This window comes from Agromyces hippuratus (genome assembly GCF_013410355.1).
Lineage (GTDB): Bacteria > Actinomycetota > Actinomycetes > Actinomycetales > Microbacteriaceae > Agromyces > Agromyces hippuratus.
Map to the genome: position 1 here is coordinate 3,391,298 of NZ_JACCFI010000001.1, position 16,995 is coordinate 3,408,292.

Consider the following 16,995-nt stretch of genomic DNA (forward strand, 5'->3'; position numbering starts at 1 on the left):
CGTCGCCCGGGGGATTCGCGGGCGGGGCGCCGTCGATAGCGTCGATGGCGTGAGCGATGCGCAGGCCGACCCGACCGTCATGACGTCCCCCGACCCCGAGGCGCCCGCGGTGCCGCTCCAGGCGCCGCGCGTGCCGTGGGCGGCGGTCGCCGTCTTCGCGATCGTCTCGTGCGGCCTCGCGTGGCTCGTCGCCTCGCCGCTCTGGGTGCGCGGCCTCGGCATGACCGACCCGCTCCTGCCCGTGATCGCCGCGGCCATGATGCTCACCCCGGCGATCGCGACGATCGCCGCGCTCCTGGTGGAGCGTCGGCGGCGCGGACGGCGCGGTGCACGGGGCATCCTGCACGACCTCGGCATGTGGCCGCTGCGGCCGGTCGGCCGCACGCTCGGCATGTCGGCGGCCGCGATCGTCGTGCTCCCGCTGCTCATCGCGGCCGGGCTCCTCGTCGTCGGGCTGCTCGGCCTCGCCCGGTTCGACCTCGTCGGCTTCTCGGGATTCGCCGCGCAGCTCGACGCCGTGCTGCCGCAGGGCACGCCCGCCCCGCCGATCGTGCTGCTCGTCGCCATGCAGCTGGTGATGATCCCCGTCGGCGCGGTCGTCAACGCACCGTTCGCGTTCGGCGAGGAGATCGGATGGCGCGGCTGGTTGCTGCCCGCGCTGCGGCCCCTCGGCGTCTGGCCGGCGCTGCTCGTCTCCGGCGCGTTCTGGGGCTTCTGGCACTCGCCGCTGATCCTGCTCGGCTACAACTTCGGACTCACCGACATCACCGGGGTGCTGCTGATGATCCTCGCCTGCATGGTGCTCGGCGTGCTGCTCGGCTGGACGCGGCTCCGCACCGGGTCGGTCTGGCCGGCGGTGTTCGGCCACGGCGCCTTCAACGCGGCGGCCGGTCTCGGGGCCCTCGTGGTCGCCGCCGACTCCTCGGTGCCGCCCGCATGGCTCGCGGGGCCGGCAGGACTCATCACGTGCGCGGTGATGGCGGCCGTCGTCGCGGTGCTCGTGGCCGCCGGCCAGTTCCGCCGCGACCGGCTCGACGCCCGCCTGGGCTGACGCCTACCGCTGGTCGAACCAGCGCAGCACGCGCAGCGCCCGCAGCGTGTTCCATCGGCTCGGCTCGCCCTCGGGCGCGTCGACGGCGAAGAACACCTGCCCGTTCCACGGCGTGCCCGCGAGCCAGCGGCCGTCGTCGCCGCGCTGCGAGACCACGAGCTCGACCGCGTCGGCGACCCGCGGGTCGGGCCGGTCGTCGGCCAGCCGGAAGTAGTCGAGCGAGCGCAGCACGTCGTAGGTCCAGTACGGCGGGAACTTCAGGGTCGCGTAGCGGGGGAGCACGATCTCGCCCGTCGAGCGGCGGCGGAAGAGGCCCCGTTCGAGCAGGTACTCCTCGCCGAGGCGGCGGGATGCCGCGACCTCGGGCGGTGCATCGGGCACGGCTCGTTCGTAGGCGAGCAACCCCTCGAGCACGCAAATCGTCGAGTCGAACGAGGAGCGGGTCGACTCCTCGATCGGCTCGCAGTTCCACCCTCCGTCGGCGAGCTGCTCGTGCAGCAGTCGCTCGATGATGCGGTCGCTGCCGGCGCCGAGTTCGCCGAAGTACGCAGCGAGTGCGAGCACGCCGCCGTTCACGCACTCCTCGACCTCGCCGTGGAAGAAGGGCAGTTCGCCCCACTCCCGCCAGACCACGCCGTCGCGCACCCGGGCGATCGCCGAGCGGGTCTGCGGGGCATCGGGGTCGATGCCGAGGCGTCGCAGCAGATGGAGGGTCCAGATCACGCTCCGGCGGTCGCCGTCGATGCCGTACTCTTCGCCGCCCCAGTAGCCGTCGTCGGGCTGGAGGGCGAGCAGGCGGGCACCCCAGCCTTCGGTCGCGATGCGAGCGCGCTCGCGATCGGTCTCGTCGGGCGGCGCGTCGAGCAGGTCGTGCATGACCTGCCAGCGGATCGCCGGGTCGGAATCGAGCAGCCATTCGGTGACGTCCATTCGCCCATGTTCGCGAATTCCCTGCGTCAGCACCAGCCTTCCCGATGGTGGCGGCTTTCGCGGAAAAGGGGTAGCTTCCTCCGTATGGCAACCGGGGGGCGCCAGATCGTAGGGACTGTCCGAGCGCGATGGGCGGCCCGCATCGCCGTGGTCGGCGCCGTCGCGCTCGCCATGGCCATCGGCAGCGCTTCTGCAGCGCATGCGGCGCCATCGATCGTGATCGACTTCGACAGCCCGGGCTACGTGGTCGGGCCGAACAGTCCGGCTGGCCAGAACGGCTGGACCTCGACCGGCACCAACTTCGACTTCGCGCTCGACGAGAACACGACGTTCCCGGCGTCGGGTCTCACCGACGGTCGCAGCCTTCGCGTCTCGAACGCGGTCATTCCGGGCACGAGCTTCGTGCGGAGCCCGTCGGTCGACAGCGCCGGCGAGCCGGGCGTTCCCGGCGCCCTCGGCAACACCTTCAGCGGCGGGTTCACCGTGGCGTCGGCGACCGGCGGCATCCAGGACGGACTCATGCTCGAGGTGGTCCTGGGGGCGGCGTCGCGATACGGCGGCGTCGTGCACCTTCGACAGACCGCTGCAGGACTCGAGATCGGGAGCTACTGGGTGCCGCCCGACGCGACGAGCACTGCGAATTCGAGTTGGCGGTCGGCGGTGTTCGCGACCGTGGACCCGAGTGTGCCGCATCGGATCGAGGTCAGGGCGGTGTTCCTCGAAGGCGAGACCGACGTGCTCGACATCTTCGTCGACGGCGAGCTGGTCTCCGGATGCTCCGGGCTGACGACGTGGGAGACCTTCCACGCGCTGAGCGGCGGCTCGACCACCGCGACGGTGAGCGACTTCTCGTTCCGACTCACGACGAGCGCACCGTCGCCGACCGGCGTCGGGTTCGAGGCCGGTCTCCCGCCGGCACCTGCGACCCTCGGCCAGGGATTCCTGTTCGCCGACATCGGATACGGCACGAGCGACACGGTGCTGCCCGGCCCGGACGGCGGGGCGGCGCCTGCGCCGACCGAGCCCGCGCCGGCACCGGACTTCCCGCTGTCCGTGGACCCGCCGACACTCGACGGCCCGGGCCAGGTGGCGGTCTCCTCGAGCGGCTTCCGGCCCGGTGAGTTCGTCGCCGCGACCCTCTTCCCCGAGGTGGCAGCTGCGGGATGGCTGCAGGCCGACTCCTCAGGCGCTGTGGCCGGAAGCGTGGCGGTTCCCGAAGGAACCGCCATCGGGACCCACCAGGTGCAGCTCACCGGTGCCGTCAGCCAGTGCACCGCGCTCGGCGAGTTCGAGATGCTCGCACCGGTGCTGCCGTCGACGCCGGCGGCGCCGTCGACGCCGTCAGGGCCGGCGCTCGCGGAGAGCGGATCTGCGCCCTCGACCGCGATCACCCTCTCCGGTGTCGCGCTCGTCGCGGGCGCCGGCCTCGTCATCGCCGCATCGGCTCGAGTCGGGCGCCGCAGTCGTGCCGGCGCCGTCGCAGCTCAGTCCTCGAGCGGCACGTAGTCGAGCTCGAGGAAGTCCTCGACCTCGGCCGCCCAGCGATCGCGCACGAATGCGACGTGCACGGGGTGCTCGTTGTAGGCGTCATATGCGGCTTGGTCGGCGAACTCCATCGAGAAGCCGAATGAGAAGCCGTTCTTCGCGCTCACCTGACGCAGTTGTTCGAAGTGCTCGACGCCGGGGATCGCGGCGAGCGATTCGGCATCGACGAGGAAGGATCGCTCCGCGGTGGAGCCGGAGGGATGCCGCAATCGGAAGGCGACCGTGTGTCGGATCATGTGCTCACTGTAGAGGCGTGGCGGCGTGAAGCCGTGGTGGGCCGGGTCGCACACTCGTCGCCGGCTGACCGGTCAGGCCCCGACCACCTCGACGGAGAGCCACTCGGCGAGGCTCGCGATCTCGTCGTCGACGGCTCGGCGGATGTCGCGGCTGAACGGCACGTCTTCGTGCACCGCGTGCACGGTGAGCGTGCCGGCCTTGCGGTCGGCCTTCGCGTCGAGCTTGCCGACGAGCCGGTCGCCGTGCAGGATCGGCAGCGCGAAGTAGCCCCACCGGCGGGCCGCGGCGGGCTTGTACATCTCGAGCACGTACTCGAAGTCGAAGAGCTGCTGCGCCCGCACTCGATCGTAGGTCAGCCGGTCGAACGGCGAGAGCAGGGCGGTGCGGCCGGTGAACGGCAGGCCGAGCGCGTCGGGGTCGACCCGCCAGACGCCGGGCACTCCCTCGACGATCGCCGGTTCGCCGGCCAGGCCGACGTCGACGGGTTCGAGCGGCATCTTCGTCGACTTCTCGCGGGCGATGCCGAGCGCCGTCAGGCGGCGCTCGTTGCGTCGTCGCAGCGCTTCGTCGGCAGGGATCACGGGGGCCGCGAGCAGCTCGGCGGGGTAGACCCGATCGGCCGGCGTCCAGAGCCGCTCACGCCCGCGCCTGGCGGCGATCGCGACCTCACCGCGAAGCGTGAGGAGCTCGAGCATTCTGCCGACGTTCTGATTGTGGGTCCATCCGCTCGACTGCCAGGCCACCGTGCTCGTGTCGGGGAGGTCGCGGGAGAGCAGCGGTTCGGGGGAGTCGGCGAGGCGGTTCAGGATGTCGCGGCGGAACGACCCGTTCTGCTCGAGCCAGTCGCGCGACCGCTGCCACACCGGCCAAGCCGCCATGTCGGCACGATGCAGCGCGAGGTCTTCGATCGGGCGGATGAGCGCGTCGACCTCGAAGAGGGTGCGCTCCTGCTCGAGGGCACGCACGAGGTCGTCGGGCCGATACGCCGTGCCGAGACGACTCCACGCGACGAGGTCGGCGTTCGGCGCGATCGCCGCGGTCGGGTCGACCTGCAGCAGGGTGAGCCGGCGCACGACGTCGAGCAGCGCGGTCGGCCGGTCGGCATCGAGCAGCTGCGCGCGAATCGCGATGCGTCGCGCCTCGGCGCGATCGAGACGATGGGGCTCCATGCGGCTCACGCCCCGTGCGGAATGACGAGCCGCATCAGCCGAGCGGACGGTTGCTGCGGATGAGGCCGCCCGGGTCGACGCGCTGCTTGACGGCGGCGAGCCGGTCGAGCACCTCGCCATCGTAGGCATCGGCGAGCGTCGCGCCCGAACCGAGGAACGTCGGCAGCAGCGTGCCGCCGGGGTACTTGGCGGCGAGGTCGCGCATCGGCTCGAAGGCCGCGGCGGCATCGAGCGACGGGTCGAAGAGCAGCACGCCGCAGCTGAGCAGGCCGTCGGCCTGCGTCGCCCCGACCGCGGCGAACTCGGCGCCGAGCTCGTCGGCGATCGCACCGCCCATGGCACGGATGCTGGCGCGCATGAGACCCCGCTCGGCACCGCGCAGGAACGCGTCGACGAAGTCGTGCGCGAAGGCGGCCGCGTCGAGTCCGTCGAGTGCCGCACCGAAGTCGGCCGATGGCATCGGATCGACGGGCTCCGCCGCGACGGCGGCGAGCGACCCGATCGTGAAGCTCGTGAGCGTGTCGGCGATCGGTTCGGCGACGGCGACGAGACGGTCGGCGAAGGCGCGGCCGGAGGCCTCGTCGCCGACGTGCACGAGCCCGATCGTCGCGACCGTTCGGCCGCGCAGGTGCGGCGGTGCCTGCGGTGCGTCGGGGAAGTGCATCATGCCGATGTCGAGCCCGAGTTCGAGCTCGTCGCGCGCGAGCTCGAGGGCGGCGACGACGACGGCCTCGGCCGCCTCGGCCGGGAACATCAGGCTGCCGCCGAAGATCGCCTCGCCGGGGTAGAGCACGAGTTCGACCTCGGTGACGATGCCGAACAGGCCGCCGCCGCCGCGCAGCGCCCACATGAGTTCGGCGTCGTCGGCATCGGTCACCCGGTGCAGCGTGCCTGCCGCGTCGACGAACTCTACGGAGATGATCGACCGGGCGGTGATGCCGTAGCGGCGGCTGAACATGGAATGGCCGCCGGCGATGGCGAGGGCCACGACGTTGACCTCGGGGTTCGACCCCGCGAGGGCGACGAGCCCGGTGCCGTCGAGCTGCTCGAGCGCGCGGCCCCAGTTGACGCCGGCTCCGGCGCGCAGCACTCGCGCCTGCTCGTCGACGATGAGGGTGTCGAAACGCGTGGGACGCACGAGCACGACGTCGTTCAGGTCGCCGGAGGCGCCGTGGCCGTTGGGCTGCACCGTCACCCCGAGGCCGGAGGCCGCCGCCGTGCGGAGGATCGCCTGCACGTCTGCGACACCCGCCGGCTCGGCGATGGCCGCCGGCCGTTGGTCGACGGCGAGGTTCCACGGCATGCGCGCGGCCTCGTAGTCGGCATCGCCGGGAAGCACGAGCGAACCGCCGAGTTCGGAGCGAAGAGCGAGGAGTTCGGATGCGGAGGTCATCGCATTCCTTTCGTCGGGGTCAACCTAGCGGAGACGACCGACGGCGTCACTCCCAGTCGGCTCCCGGGCCGAGCAGCGCACGCCAGACCCAGCCGGCGCCGACGTCGACCGATGGGCGCGGATCGCGCATGAGCCACGCTTCGACGACCCCGAGCGCGGAACCCGTGATGCCGGCCGCGATGATGTCGAGCGGCAGGCCGTCGTACGCCCGAGAGTCCGTGGAGACGAACCCGGCGCGCACGATGGCGTCGATGCGAGCACGCAGGCGGGCCAGCACCGCGGCCGATCCCGTCGGCCCGAAGACCGACCGGTAGAGCTCGGCGTGCTCGTCGACGTGCTGCAGGAAGACGACGAGCGCCTGCGGCGGGCCGCTCGGCGGCTCGTAGTGGTTCGGCAGCATCGCGGCTGCCGCCTCCGCGGCCGCATCGAGGGCGTCGGCGAGCAGCGTCTCCTTGTCGGAGTAGTGCTGGTAGAAGCTGCTGCGATTCACGCCGGCGCGCGTCGCGATCTCGGCGACGGTCACCTCGTCGAGCGGCCGCTCGCGGGCGAGCTCGAGCAGGGCGTCCTGCAGGCGTCGCCGTGTTCGCTCCACCCTGACGTCCATAGGGGGATTCTGCCAGTTCCGGATGTCCCGAAGCGGCAGGATCTCCGACAGATGTCGGTTATCCTCGAGAAGGCTCGATGAAGCGCCGACCTGTCACCTCATGAAGGGCGCCTCGGCTCAATGGCTGAACTCCTGTACCGCATCGGTCGATTCTCCGTACGACGAGCATGGCTCGTGCTCCTCGGATGGCTCGGCGTGCTCGCCCTCGCCGGCGGCGCGTTCCTCGCCTTCGGCGGCACGCTCACCCAGAGCATGAGCATCCCGGGCACCGAGACCGAGCGCGTCACCGAGCAGCTCGACGCACGGCTCGACGGGCTCGGCGGCGCCACCGGCACCGTCGTCTTCCAGACGGACGACGGCGAGGCGCTGAGCGACGCGCAGCGCGAGGAGATCTCCGCGCTCCTCGCCGACATCGCCGAGATCGACGGCGTCTCGAGCGTCGTGGATCCGTTCACCACGACCGCCGCTCGCGACGACCAGGCCGCGCAGCTCGCCGACGGCGCCGCGCAGATCGAAGCCGGCCGCGCCGAGCTCGAGGCCGGCCAGACCCAGCTCGACGCCGCGCGTGCACAGCTCGACGCGGGGCAGGCGCAGCTCGACGCGGCGATCGAGCAGGCGAAGGCCGCCGGCGCCTACGAGCAGGCCGCCGCGCAGTTCGAGGCGCAGCAGGCCCAGCTCGACGCGGGCGCGGCCGAACTCGACGCGCAGCAGGCGCAGCTCGATGCCGGTGCCGAGAAGCTCGACGCCTCGGCCGCCGAACTCGAGGACGGCACGCGGCTGATGGACGCCGCCGCCGAGATCCGCACGGTCTCCACCGACGAGACCACCGTGATCGGCGCCGTCATGTTCGAGGACGACCTCTTCTCGCTGTCGAGCGAGCTCAAGGCCGAAGTCGCCGGCGAGCTCGACGGCGCCGACATCGACGGCGTGAACGTCGACTACTCCTCCGAGATCGCCGCGTCGATCGACGGGCTCATCGGCATCGGCGAGATCGTCGGCGTGCTCATCGCCGCCCTCGTGCTCATCATCGTGTTCCGCGCGCTCCTGCCGGCCACCCTGCCGATCATCTCCTCCTTCATCGGCGTCGGCATCGGCGTCGCGGGGTCCCTCGCCTTCTCGGGCGTCGTCGACATGTCGTCGGTGACCCCCGTGCTCGGCGTCATGCTCGGCCTCGCGGTCGGCATCGACTACGCGCTCTTCATCATCAACCGGCACCGACGACAGGTGCTCGCGGGCATGGAGCTGCGCGAGTCGATCCAGCTCGCCAACGGCACGGCCGGCAACGCCGTCGTCTTCGCCGGCTCGACCGTGCTCGTGGCCCTGCTCGCCCTGAACATCACCGGCATCCCGTTCCTCGGCATCATGGGCACCGTCGGCGCGGTCTGCGTGCTCGTCGCCGTGCTCATCGCGGTCACGCTCACCCCGGCGCTCCTCGGACTCATCGGCGTGCGGGTGCTCTCGAAGCGCGCCAGGGCCGAGATCGGCCACGAGTCGCACGCCGCGCCGAAGCTCGTCGCCATGCCGACGTGGCGGGCGATCGTCACCGCGGTCGTGTCGATCGTCGTGCTCCTCGTCATCGCCATCCCGGCGCTCTCGATGCGGCTCGGCCTGCCCGACGGGGCATCCGAATCACCGGATGCCACCACCTACCAGGCCTACACCGCGGTCTCCGATGCCTTCGGCGCCGGCCAGAACGGGCCGCTGCTCGTCACCGCGACACTGCCCGACGGGGTCGCCGAAGACGAGGTCGTGGCGACGCAGGCCGACCTCGCCGAGTGGCTCATGGGCATCGATGACGTGGTCGCCGTCGCGCCGGCGGGCGTCTCCGACGATCGCGACTTCTTCGCCTTCCAGGTCGTACCGAGTGACGGGCCCTCGAGCGAGTCGACCGAGGCGCTCGTGCACGAGCTGCGCGGCCAGTCGCCGATCGACGACGACGCGGCATCCGATGCCGGCCTCGACGGCGTCGAGCTCGGCGTCGCGGGCGGGGCGAGTGGCAACATCGACATCTCGGCGAAGCTCGCCGGGGTGCTGCCGCTCTATCTCGCGGTCGTGGTGGGGCTCTCGCTCATCATCCTGATCCTCGTGTTCCGCTCGATCCTGGTGCCCCTCATCGCGACGGCCGGATTCGTGCTCTCGCTGTTCGCGGCGTTCGGCGCCACCGTGGCGATCTTCCAGTGGGGCTGGTTCGGCGAGGTCTTCGGCGTGCACAACCCCGGGCCGGTGCTGAACTTCGCACCGATCATCGTCATGGGCGTGCTCTTCGGCCTCGCGATGGACTACCAGCTGTTCCTCGTCTCGGGCATGCGCGAGGCCTACGTGCACGGCACCCCCGCGCGGGTCGCGGTCGTCGCCGGCCTGCGCGGCGGGCGGGCGGTGGTCACCGCGGCGGCGATCATCATGGCGGCCGTCTTCGGCGGCTTCGTCTTCTCGCACCTCACGATGGTGCGGCCGCTCGGCTTCGGCCTCGCGATCGGCGTGCTCTTCGACGCGTTCATCGTGCGCATGCTGCTGACGCCCGCGATCATGCACCTGCTCGGCCCGGCCGCATGGTGGCTGCCGAAGTGGCTCGACCGGCTGCTGCCCGACGTCGACGTCGAGGGCGCGGCCCTCGAACGGAGCCACCCGGTTCACGGGACGGCGACGACCGGCGAGGCGGCGGCGACGGATGCCTCGACCGACGAGTCGCCGGCAGCGGCGACGGACGAGGCGGCGGGGCTCAGCGCAGATCGAGGCGCATGAGCACGCGGGGGAACCCGCCCACGACCGACTCGGTGTCGGCCGCCTTCGTGAAGCCGGCCCGCTCGAACAGCGCGCGGGTGCCCACGTATGCCATGGTCGGGTCGACCTTCTCGCCCCGGTTGTCGACGGGGTAGCCCTCGATCGCCGGCGCGCCGTGCTCGCGGGCGAAGTCGACCGCGCCGGCGAGCAGGTGGTGGCTGATGCCGACTTTTCGGTGCCCGGGCCGCACGCGGATGCACCACACCGACCACACGTCGAGGTCGTCGATGTGCGGGATCTTGCGGTTCTTCGCGAAGCTCGTATCGGCACGCGGATGCACCCCCGCCCAGCCGACCACCTCGTCGCCGTCGTAGGCGAGCACGCCGGGCGGCGGGTCGAGCGCGCAGAGTTCGCGCACGCGATCGGCGCGCGCGGGCCCGCGGAGCTCGACGTTCTCCTTTGACGAGAGCAGCCGGTAGCTCAGGCAGAAGCACACGTTCGACGCGGGGTTCTTCGGCCCGACGACCGCAGCGACATCGTCGTACTCGGTCGCCGCGCGCACCTCGATCGCCATGAGGTCAGCCTGCCACCGCCCGCCGACATCGCGAGGTCGGCACGGCCGGCGGTCGCCCGTCGGCAGTCGAGACCGCGGCGATTCGTGTCGAACCCCTTGACGCACGCAGACCTCGGGCATATATTCACCCCTATGGGTGAATATCAACTCGACACCGTGCTCAGCGCCGTCGCCGACCCCACGCGACGCGCGATCCTCGACCGCCTCCGCGTCTCCGACGCTCGGGTCACCGAACTCGCGCGCGAGTTCCCGATCTCGCTGAACTCCACGAGCAAGCACATCAAGGTGCTCGAGCGCGCCCGACTCGTGGAGCGGCATGTGCGCGGCCGCGACCACGTGCTCTCGCTCCGCGCCGAGGCGCTCGGCGAGGCGGTCGCCTGGATGACGCAGTACCGCGAGTTCTGGGAGCAGCGCCTCGCCGCGCTCGAGGCGTTCGTGCTCGCCGACGCCGATGCCGACGGTGATGTCGACACCGACACCGCGAGTGGAGCAGAGCGATGACCGCGGTCGTCACGGTCAGCCGGCGCATCGCGGCATCCGCCGAGCGTCTCTTCGACGCGTGGCTCGACCCGAAGAGCCTCGCCGTGTGGATGCGCCGCGACGGCAGCGCCCCGTCGGGCGCGGTCGCCGATCGCCGGGTCGGCGGCGCGTTCGCGATCACGATGCACGACCCGAACGGTTCGTTCGTGCACGCGGGCAACTACACGGTCATCGACCGGCCGCACACGCTCGAGTTCACCTGGCGCTCGGCCGCCACGCACCAGACCGACTCGGTGGTGCGCGTCACCTTCACGCCCGACGGCGATGCCACCGTCGTCGAGGTGCGCCACGAGCTGCTTCCCGACGCAGAGGCCGTGCAGCGGCACACCGAGGGCTGGACCGAGATCATCGACCGGTTCGCCGCGACATTCGCAGAGAACGGAGAGGCATGATGCTGCTCGAAGAGAAGGTGGCCGTGATCCACGGCGGCGGGGGATCGATCGGGGCCGCGACCGCGCGGGTGTTCGCGCGCGAGGGCGCCCGGTTGTTCCTGGCCGGTCGCAGCCTGTCGCGACTCGAGGCCGCGGCAACCGCAGCTCGCGAGCTCGGGGCATCCGTCGACATCGCCGTGGTCGACGCGATGGACCAGGCGGCCGTCGACCGGCACGTCGACGAGGTGACGGATGCCGCGGGCCGCATCGACATCGCCCTGAACGCCGTCGGCTTCGACCACGTGCAGGGCCTGCCGATCGCCGAGACCTCGCTCGCCGATTACCTGCACCCCGTCACCGGCTACCTGCGGACGAACTTCGTCACGGCCAAGGCGGTCTCGCGGCCGATGCTCGCGCAGGGCGGCGGCGTGATCCTCACGATCTCGACGCCGGGCGCGCGGCTGACCGGCCGCGGCCTCATCGGCAACGCCGCGCAGAGTGCCGGGCTCGAGGGCTTCTCGCGGGCTCTCGCCGGCGAGCTCGGGCCGGGCGGCGTGCGCGTCGTCTGCGTGCGCCCGCACGCGATGGCCGACGCGTACGACACCTCGTACACGGGGGAGATGTTCGGCCGCATCGCCGCGGCGGGCGGCATCGGCCGCGACGAGTGGCTCGCCGGGCTCGCGGGCACGACGCTGCTCGGCCGGCTGCCGTCGCTCGGCGAGGTCGCGGAGTACCTCGCATTCGCGGCATCCGACCGGGCGCGCTCGATGACCGGCGTGATCTCGAACCTCACGGCCGGGGCGCTCGTCGACTGACCTCGGTCCGGGACGTGCGGCGCGCCGCGCCGGTGCTATCCGAGCGCGATCACGAGGCTCAGCACGGCGAGCACCACGACGATCGGTGTCATCGTGTACCGCTCGGCCCTGCTTCGCGAGACGGCGTTCATCGGGATGCCGAGCACGAAGTATCCGAACACGACCCACATGCCGACCGTCGAGACCACGTCGGAGACGACGTCGATGGCGCCCGCGCGATCGAGTGCGATCACCGCGATCACGGCGTAGATCACGATCGCGATGGCGCTGCCGATGCGCAGTCGTGCGGGCAGCACGCGATGCTGCCCGCCCCACGCGAATCGACCGATCGGCGCTCCGAGGGCGAGCGCGAGCTGGAAGACGGCGAGCACGCCGAGGATCACGCAGAGTGCGATGGCGGCGAGCATGCCGTGAGCCTATCGAGTGACGGGAGCGGGTACGACCGAGGCCCGGTGCGTGGAGCACCGGGCCTCGGTCGTCGGTGTCGCCCGACCGACGGTCGATGCCGCGATCCCGGCTCGGTCTCACCTGGTCTCACGGCCGTGCCGTCGCGGCGGCGGCGGCATTCGTCAGCACCGAGCGAAGGTCGCGCGGCCGCCGGCCGAGTGCCGCGGCCACGCCCCCGGTCGGGAGCACGTTGCGGCCGTCGAAGGTCTCGCGGCAGAGCTCGGTGAGCAGGTTCGCGACGGACTCGCCCTCCTCGGCGGCGACCGCGGCGTGGAACTCGTCGAACTCCATCGGCACGTAGACGATCTCGCGTCCCGTGGTCTCCGACAGGATCGCCGCGACCTCTGCGAACGTGAGCGACTCGGGGCCGGTCACCTCGTGCACGCGGCCCTCGTGCCCCGTGCCCGTGAGCGCCTCGACGGCGACCGCCGCCACGTCGTCGACGTCGATGAACGGCTCTCGCACGTTCCCGGCCGGAAGTGCCAGCACCCCCGTGGTGGCCGCATCGCCGAGCATGCCCTCGGTGAAGTTCTGCGCGAACCAGCTCGCCCGCACGATCGCGGCGGGAACGCTCGAGGCGAGCAGGATGTCCTCGCAGCGACGCGCCCCGTCCTCCCCGCGGCCCGACAGCAGCACGATGCGCTGCACGCCGGCCGCCTCGGCGATCTCGGCGAAGCGGGCGATGGCGGCCTCGGAGCCGGGGGCTGCGAGGTCGGGAACGTAGGCCGCGTACAGCCGGTCGACGCCCTGCAGGGCAGCGGCCCAGTGTTCCGGCTGCTCCCAGTCGAACGCCGGGTTCGTGCCGCGGGCGAGGCGGCGCACGGCGTGGCCGTCCGCCTCGAGGAGGTCGGCGACGCGACGGCCGGTCTTGCCGGTGGCGCCGATGACCGCGAAGTTCTCAGACATGTCCGTGTCCTTTCAGAAGGGTTGATGGGTCCAGCCTCGAACCCCGTTGCCGGACGTGCAATCGCTCAGACGCCGCATTTTTGTGCCGGTCGTCCAGATCTCAGGATCTTCGGCGGAACGGCATGGCACGCTGGACGCATGGTCAACCCGCGCACCCGGGTCGCCGCCGATTCGCTGGGCGACGGCCTGCAGCTGCTCCGATTCACCGGCGCCCTCTACTGCCGCGCCGAGCTCACGGCGCCGTGGGGCGTGGAGTTCCCCGCGCTCGAGGGGTTCATGATGCTGCCGGTCGTGCTCGCCGGCCGGTGCGTGCTCGAGCTCGACGGTGAACGGCACGAGCTCGAGGCGGGCAGTGCCGCGCTCATCACGCGCGGCGCAGCGCACCGACTGCTCAGTGCGGCGGATGCCTCGAGCACACCGCTCTTCGACATCCCCGTCGAGCAGGTGAGCGACACCTACGAGCACATGCGCATCGGGGGAGGCGGCGACCGCACCCTGATCGCGTATGCCGCACTGCAGGTCGACGGTCCGCTCTCCGCACGGATGATCGAGGAGTTGCCCGGCCTCATCAGGATCGACTCGTGGGACGACGGCGAGGCGGGGGCGTTCCAGACCGTGCTGCGGCTGCTCGCGCGGGAGGCGGAGAGCATCCAGCCGGGCGGAGAGGCGGTCATGACGAGCCTCGCCGACGTGCTCGTCGTGCAGGTGCTGCGCTCGTGGTTGCGCACGTCGGATCCGGCGGCGACCGGATGGCTCGCCGCGCTCCGCGACCCGCACGTCGGCCGTGCGCTCGGCCGCATGCACGCCCGCATCGACCACGACTGGACCCTGGTCGAGCTCGCGCAGGAGGCGAACATGTCGCGGTCGGCATTCGCCGAGCGCTTCACCGCCCTCCTCGGCGAACCGCCGATGCGCTATCTCGCGGGCTGGCGTCTGCAGCAGGCCAGGGCGGAGCTCGCGAGCACGAGCGATCCGATCGCGTCGATCTCGCGCCGGGTCGGCTACTCCTCGGAGGCTTCGTTCAGTCGCGCCTTCAAGCGGCACCACGGGTCGACTCCGGGCGACGTGCGACGCGAGGCGCCGCGGTTCGGCCCCGCGGCGCTTCGGCCTGCGCCTTCGCCGGCGCCGCGGAGCTAAGCGCTACTCCGCGTTGCGCGCCACGGTCAGCTCGGCCGACTGGATGACGGCTTCGACCCCGAGCAGGAAGAGTTCTTCGTCCCTCAGGTCGGCGAGCTCGCTGTTGAAGGCCGTGATCAGCGGGAACCTGCGCGGGTCGGCGAGGATCGGACCGTCGAACCACGGCCCGGGTTCGGGGCCGTCGCCGCGTTCGGCGCGTCCGCGTGCGATGCCGGCGGCGCTCGAGAGCACGTGCGAGGCGAGCAGCGCGTAGTGCCGTACGACGTCGTCGCCGGTGAGTCCCGCCTCGGAGAATGCTTCGAGCATGATCTCGATCGCCTCGAGTTCGCCGGGGCCGTGGGTCGTGAGCACGATCGCCTCGGCGCCGATGGCGGGGTGGGCGGAGTAGTGCGTCAGCGTGGAGCGCGAGAGCTGGCGGAGCCGCCCGCGCCAGTCGGACTTCTCGGCGGTGACGGAGGCGACGCTGCGGAGGGTCAACTCGTCGAGGAGCGCCTCCATGAGCTGCTCCTTGCTGCGGAAGTGACGGTAGATCGCCGTCGGGTCGGCACCGAGCTGGGTGCCGAGCTCGCGCACCGAGATCGTGGTCGTCGCGGACGTGGCCGCGAGCTCGAGGCCCGCAGCCACGATCGATTCGCGGTCGAGGCGGGCCCGGCCGGTCGATGCGCGCGCGGCACCGCCGCGGGTGGAGCCTGTCGCTGTCAAATCGCCCTCTTCATCCTCGAAGTTCGAAGTCCATCGTGCCACGCTCCGGGGTTCGGACTGACCTGAGGCGCGCTGGATAACGTCAGCATAACGAATGCGGGCACAATGTTGTCAACACAGTTGACAGCAGCGCTGGAGCGTCGCTAACGTCACCTTCACCAACCCGTTCGACGAGGAAGCGAGGGCGACGTGTCAGCTGCCGATGTGCTGTTCACCGGAGGGGCCGTGTTCACCGGAACCGGCCAACCGATTCAAGGCCACGTCGTGGCCGTCACCGGCGATCGCATCACGGCGGTCGTTCCCGAGGCCGAGGCGCAGGCGCTCATCGGCGAGGGAACGCGGGTCGTCCAGCTCGACGGGGCGCTGCTGAGCCCCGGATTCCAAGACGCGCACGTGCACCCGATCGGGGCGGGCGTCGAGTTGCTCATGTGCAACCTCACCGAGACGGAGAGCGCCGAAGAGGCCGTCGCCGCGGTGAAGGCCTACGCCGACGCCAACCCCGACGAGGCGTGGATCCTCGGCGGCGGATGGTCGATGGACCAGTACCCGGGCGGAGCACCGGTGCGCGCGTTGCTCGACGCGGTCGTGCCCGATCGCCCCGTCGTGCTCTCGAGCCGCGACCACCACAGCGTCTGGGCGAACACCGCGGCCATCACGCTGGCCGGTCTCGACGCCTCGACCCCCGACCCCGTCGACGGGCGCATCGAGCGCGAGGCCGACGGCTTCCCGGCCGGCACGTTCCACGAGGGTGCCGAGCATCTCTTCAACGACGTGCGGCCCGGAGTTGCGGCGGACTTCGCCTACGCCGGACTCCTGCGCGCGCAGGATGAGCTGCTCGCGCTCGGCATCACCGGCTGGCAGGACGCCATGATCGGCAGCATCTCGGGCATCGAGAGCGTCGACGACGTCTACCGCCGCGCGGTCGCCGAGGGCACGCTGCGCGTGCACGTCGTGGGTGCTCAGTGGTGGGAGCGCGACGGCGGCATCGAGCAGGTGGAGCAGATGATCGCGCGTCGCGACGAGCTCGTCGCAGCAGGCACGACCGCTCGATACTCGCTCGGCACGACCAAGATCATGGTCGACGGCGTCGCCGAGAACCAGACGGCGGCGATGCTCACGCCCTACCGCGACAGCCACGGACACGACACCGACAACAGCGGACTCTCGTTCGTCGACCCCGCCTTCCTGAAGCAGGTCGTCACCGAGCTCGACGCCGCCGGCATGCAGGTGCACTTCCACGCGCTCGGCGACCGGGCGGTGCGCGAGGCGCTCGACGCGATCGAGGCGGCACGCGCGGCCAACGGCCCCACCGACGGCCGGCACCACCTCGCGCACCTGCAGATCGTCGAGGAGTCGGAGACCGCGCGCTTCGCCCCGCTCGACGCGGTCGCGAACCTGCAGGCGCTCTGGGCGACGCACGAAGACCAGATCGACGACCTCACGCTGCCGTTCCTGCAGGACGGCGCGGAGGCCCGCCAGTACCCGTTCGGCGACCTCGTGCGACACGGCGCGCGTCTCGCGGCGGGCAGCGACTGGCCCGTGTCGAGCGCCGACCCGATGGACGCGATCCACATCGCCGTCAACCGCATCGCGCCCGGGCTCGACTACGAGCCGCTCGGCGGCGAGCACCAGCGCCTCGACCTCGAGACGGCGATGGCGGCCTACACCTCCGGCACCGCCTACGTGAACCACCGCGACCACGACACGGGATACATCCGCGAGGGCTATCTCGCGAACCTCGTCGTGCTCGAACCGAACCCCTTCAGCCTCCCCCAGGAGGAGATCCACCGCGCGACGGTGACCTCCACCTGGATCGAGGGCACGTCCGCCTTCACCCGCACTGCCTGACCAAG

The 16,995-nt window shown here is 71.5% G+C and carries 17 protein-coding genes; 8 read left to right on the forward strand and 9 right to left on the reverse strand.

Translation table 11 applies throughout. The features are described 5' to 3' along the window. The first annotated feature begins 49 nt into the window (after positions 1–49). Positions 50–1,051, forward strand: coding sequence for a CPBP family intramembrane glutamic endopeptidase (locus BJY17_RS15850; protein WP_322789877.1), 1,002 nt, complete (start codon positions 50–52; stop codon positions 1,049–1,051). A gap of 3 nt (positions 1,052–1,054) precedes the next feature. Here BJY17_RS15850 and BJY17_RS15855 read toward each other — a convergent pair whose 3' ends face one another. Then, positions 1,055–1,981: a prenyltransferase/squalene oxidase repeat-containing protein gene (locus BJY17_RS15855; protein ID WP_179552215.1), complete on the reverse strand. Its 927-nt coding sequence runs from the start codon at positions 1,979–1,981 to the stop codon at positions 1,055–1,057. An 84-nt stretch (positions 1,982–2,065) separates the two neighbouring features. Between BJY17_RS15855 and BJY17_RS15860 the strand changes: the two genes are divergently transcribed. Next, positions 2,066–3,487, forward strand: a complete 1,422-nt coding sequence (locus BJY17_RS15860; protein WP_179552216.1) for a hypothetical protein — start codon at positions 2,066–2,068, stop codon at positions 3,485–3,487. Here the strand turns inward: BJY17_RS15860 and BJY17_RS15865 are convergent. From BJY17_RS15865 to BJY17_RS15880, 4 genes are all read right to left on the reverse strand, one after another. Continuing rightward, the gene (locus BJY17_RS15865) at positions 3,466–3,762 is read right to left on the reverse strand and encodes a Dabb family protein (protein WP_179552217.1); all 297 of its coding nucleotides are present in this window, start codon (positions 3,760–3,762) and stop codon (positions 3,466–3,468) included. The two genes, BJY17_RS15860 and BJY17_RS15865, sit on opposite strands and share 22 nt — an antisense overlap. Before the next feature lie 72 nt (positions 3,763–3,834). After that, the gene (locus BJY17_RS15870) at positions 3,835–4,932 is read right to left on the reverse strand and encodes a DNA glycosylase AlkZ-like family protein (protein WP_179552218.1); all 1,098 of its coding nucleotides are present in this window, start codon (positions 4,930–4,932) and stop codon (positions 3,835–3,837) included. 34 nt (positions 4,933–4,966) lie between these two features. Continuing rightward, positions 4,967–6,325, reverse strand: coding sequence for an FAD-binding oxidoreductase (locus BJY17_RS15875; protein WP_179552219.1), 1,359 nt, complete (start codon positions 6,323–6,325; stop codon positions 4,967–4,969). Between the two features lie 46 nt (positions 6,326–6,371). Then, positions 6,372–6,929 carry a TetR/AcrR family transcriptional regulator gene (locus BJY17_RS15880; RefSeq protein WP_179552220.1) on the reverse strand — a complete coding sequence of 186 codons (558 nt, stop codon included), beginning with the start codon at positions 6,927–6,929 and terminating at the stop codon, positions 6,372–6,374. 120 nt (positions 6,930–7,049) lie between these two features. On the opposite strand from BJY17_RS15880, the gene BJY17_RS15885 reads away from it, so the two are divergent. Beyond that, positions 7,050–9,671, forward strand: coding sequence for an MMPL family transporter (locus BJY17_RS15885; RefSeq protein WP_179552221.1), 2,622 nt, complete (start codon positions 7,050–7,052; stop codon positions 9,669–9,671). Here BJY17_RS15885 and BJY17_RS15890 read toward each other — a convergent pair. Further along, positions 9,649–10,224, reverse strand: a complete 576-nt coding sequence (locus BJY17_RS15890; protein WP_179552222.1) for a GNAT family N-acetyltransferase — start codon at positions 10,222–10,224, stop codon at positions 9,649–9,651. The two genes, BJY17_RS15885 and BJY17_RS15890, sit on opposite strands and share 23 nt — an antisense overlap. Positions 10,225–10,356: 132 nt before the next feature. Here BJY17_RS15890 and BJY17_RS15895 point away from each other — a divergent pair, with 132 nt between their 5' ends. The 3 genes from BJY17_RS15895 to BJY17_RS15905 are packed head-to-tail and all read left to right on the forward strand — an operon-like array spanning position 10,357 to position 11,950. Next, on the forward strand, positions 10,357–10,725 hold the full coding sequence (locus tag BJY17_RS15895; protein ID WP_179552223.1) for an ArsR/SmtB family transcription factor: 369 nt from the start codon (positions 10,357–10,359) through the stop codon (positions 10,723–10,725). Next, on the forward strand, positions 10,722–11,156 hold the full coding sequence (locus BJY17_RS15900) for an SRPBCC family protein (RefSeq protein WP_179552224.1): 435 nt from the start codon (positions 10,722–10,724) through the stop codon (positions 11,154–11,156). The genes BJY17_RS15895 and BJY17_RS15900 overlap by 4 nt, the downstream gene beginning before the upstream one ends. Continuing rightward, entirely contained in the window at positions 11,153–11,950 is a 798-nt protein-coding gene (locus BJY17_RS15905; RefSeq protein WP_246303746.1) for an SDR family NAD(P)-dependent oxidoreductase, read from the forward strand. Before BJY17_RS15900 ends, BJY17_RS15905 begins: the two co-directional genes overlap by 4 nt. Before the next feature lie 35 nt (positions 11,951–11,985). Here BJY17_RS15905 and BJY17_RS15910 read toward each other — a convergent pair whose 3' ends face one another. Together BJY17_RS15910 and BJY17_RS15915 are read right to left on the reverse strand one after the other, a co-directional pair. Continuing rightward, entirely contained in the window at positions 11,986–12,357 is a 372-nt protein-coding gene (locus BJY17_RS15910) for a hypothetical protein (RefSeq protein ID WP_179552225.1), read from the reverse strand. Between the two features lie 127 nt (positions 12,358–12,484). Continuing rightward, a complete protein-coding gene (locus BJY17_RS15915) occupies positions 12,485–13,303 on the reverse strand; it encodes an NAD(P)H-binding protein (RefSeq protein WP_179552226.1) in 819 nt (272 codons plus the stop codon). Positions 13,304–13,441: 138 nt separating this feature from the next. Here BJY17_RS15915 and BJY17_RS15920 point away from each other — a divergent pair, with 138 nt between their 5' ends. Next, a complete protein-coding gene (locus tag BJY17_RS15920) occupies positions 13,442–14,440 on the forward strand; it encodes an AraC family transcriptional regulator (protein ID WP_179552227.1) in 999 nt (332 codons plus the stop codon). 3 nt (positions 14,441–14,443) lie between these two features. Here the strand turns inward: BJY17_RS15920 and BJY17_RS15925 are convergent, their stop codons facing one another. Then, the gene (locus BJY17_RS15925) at positions 14,444–15,142 is read right to left on the reverse strand and encodes a TetR/AcrR family transcriptional regulator (RefSeq protein ID WP_179552228.1); all 699 of its coding nucleotides are present in this window, start codon (positions 15,140–15,142) and stop codon (positions 14,444–14,446) included. 189 nt (positions 15,143–15,331) lie between these two features. Between BJY17_RS15925 and BJY17_RS15930 the strand changes: the two genes are divergently transcribed. Next, on the forward strand, positions 15,332–16,990 hold the full coding sequence (locus BJY17_RS15930; protein WP_179552229.1) for an amidohydrolase: 1,659 nt from the start codon (positions 15,332–15,334) through the stop codon (positions 16,988–16,990). Positions 16,991–16,995: the final 5 nt, after the last annotated feature.

What these genes read in the sequence shown, in the direction of transcription:
- BJY17_RS15855 (WP_179552215.1), bottom strand. Translation starts at nt 1,981, where the DNA reads ATGGACGTCACCGAATGGCTGCTCGATTCCGACCCGGCGATCCGCTGG.
- BJY17_RS15860 (WP_179552216.1), top strand. Translation starts at nt 2,066, where the DNA reads ATGGCAACCGGGGGGCGCCAGATCGTAGGGACTGTCCGAGCGCGATGG.
- BJY17_RS15865 (WP_179552217.1), bottom strand. Translation starts at nt 3,762, where the DNA reads ATGATCCGACACACGGTCGCCTTCCGATTGCGGCATCCCTCCGGCTCC.
- BJY17_RS15870 (WP_179552218.1), bottom strand. Translation starts at nt 4,932, where the DNA reads ATGGAGCCCCATCGTCTCGATCGCGCCGAGGCGCGACGCATCGCGATT.
- BJY17_RS15875 (WP_179552219.1), bottom strand. Translation starts at nt 6,325, where the DNA reads ATGACCTCCGCATCCGAACTCCTCGCTCTTCGCTCCGAACTCGGCGGT.
- BJY17_RS15880 (WP_179552220.1), bottom strand. Translation starts at nt 6,929, where the DNA reads ATGGACGTCAGGGTGGAGCGAACACGGCGACGCCTGCAGGACGCCCTG.
- BJY17_RS15885 (WP_179552221.1), top strand. Translation starts at nt 7,050, where the DNA reads ATGGCTGAACTCCTGTACCGCATCGGTCGATTCTCCGTACGACGAGCA.
- BJY17_RS15890 (WP_179552222.1), bottom strand. Translation starts at nt 10,224, where the DNA reads ATGGCGATCGAGGTGCGCGCGGCGACCGAGTACGACGATGTCGCTGCG.
- BJY17_RS15895 (WP_179552223.1), top strand. Translation starts at nt 10,357, where the DNA reads ATGGGTGAATATCAACTCGACACCGTGCTCAGCGCCGTCGCCGACCCC.
- BJY17_RS15900 (WP_179552224.1), top strand. Translation starts at nt 10,722, where the DNA reads ATGACCGCGGTCGTCACGGTCAGCCGGCGCATCGCGGCATCCGCCGAG.
- BJY17_RS15905 (WP_246303746.1), top strand. Translation starts at nt 11,153, where the DNA reads ATGATGCTGCTCGAAGAGAAGGTGGCCGTGATCCACGGCGGCGGGGGA.
- BJY17_RS15910 (WP_179552225.1), bottom strand. Translation starts at nt 12,357, where the DNA reads ATGCTCGCCGCCATCGCACTCTGCGTGATCCTCGGCGTGCTCGCCGTC.
- BJY17_RS15915 (WP_179552226.1), bottom strand. Translation starts at nt 13,303, where the DNA reads ATGTCTGAGAACTTCGCGGTCATCGGCGCCACCGGCAAGACCGGCCGT.
- BJY17_RS15920 (WP_179552227.1), top strand. Translation starts at nt 13,442, where the DNA reads ATGGTCAACCCGCGCACCCGGGTCGCCGCCGATTCGCTGGGCGACGGC.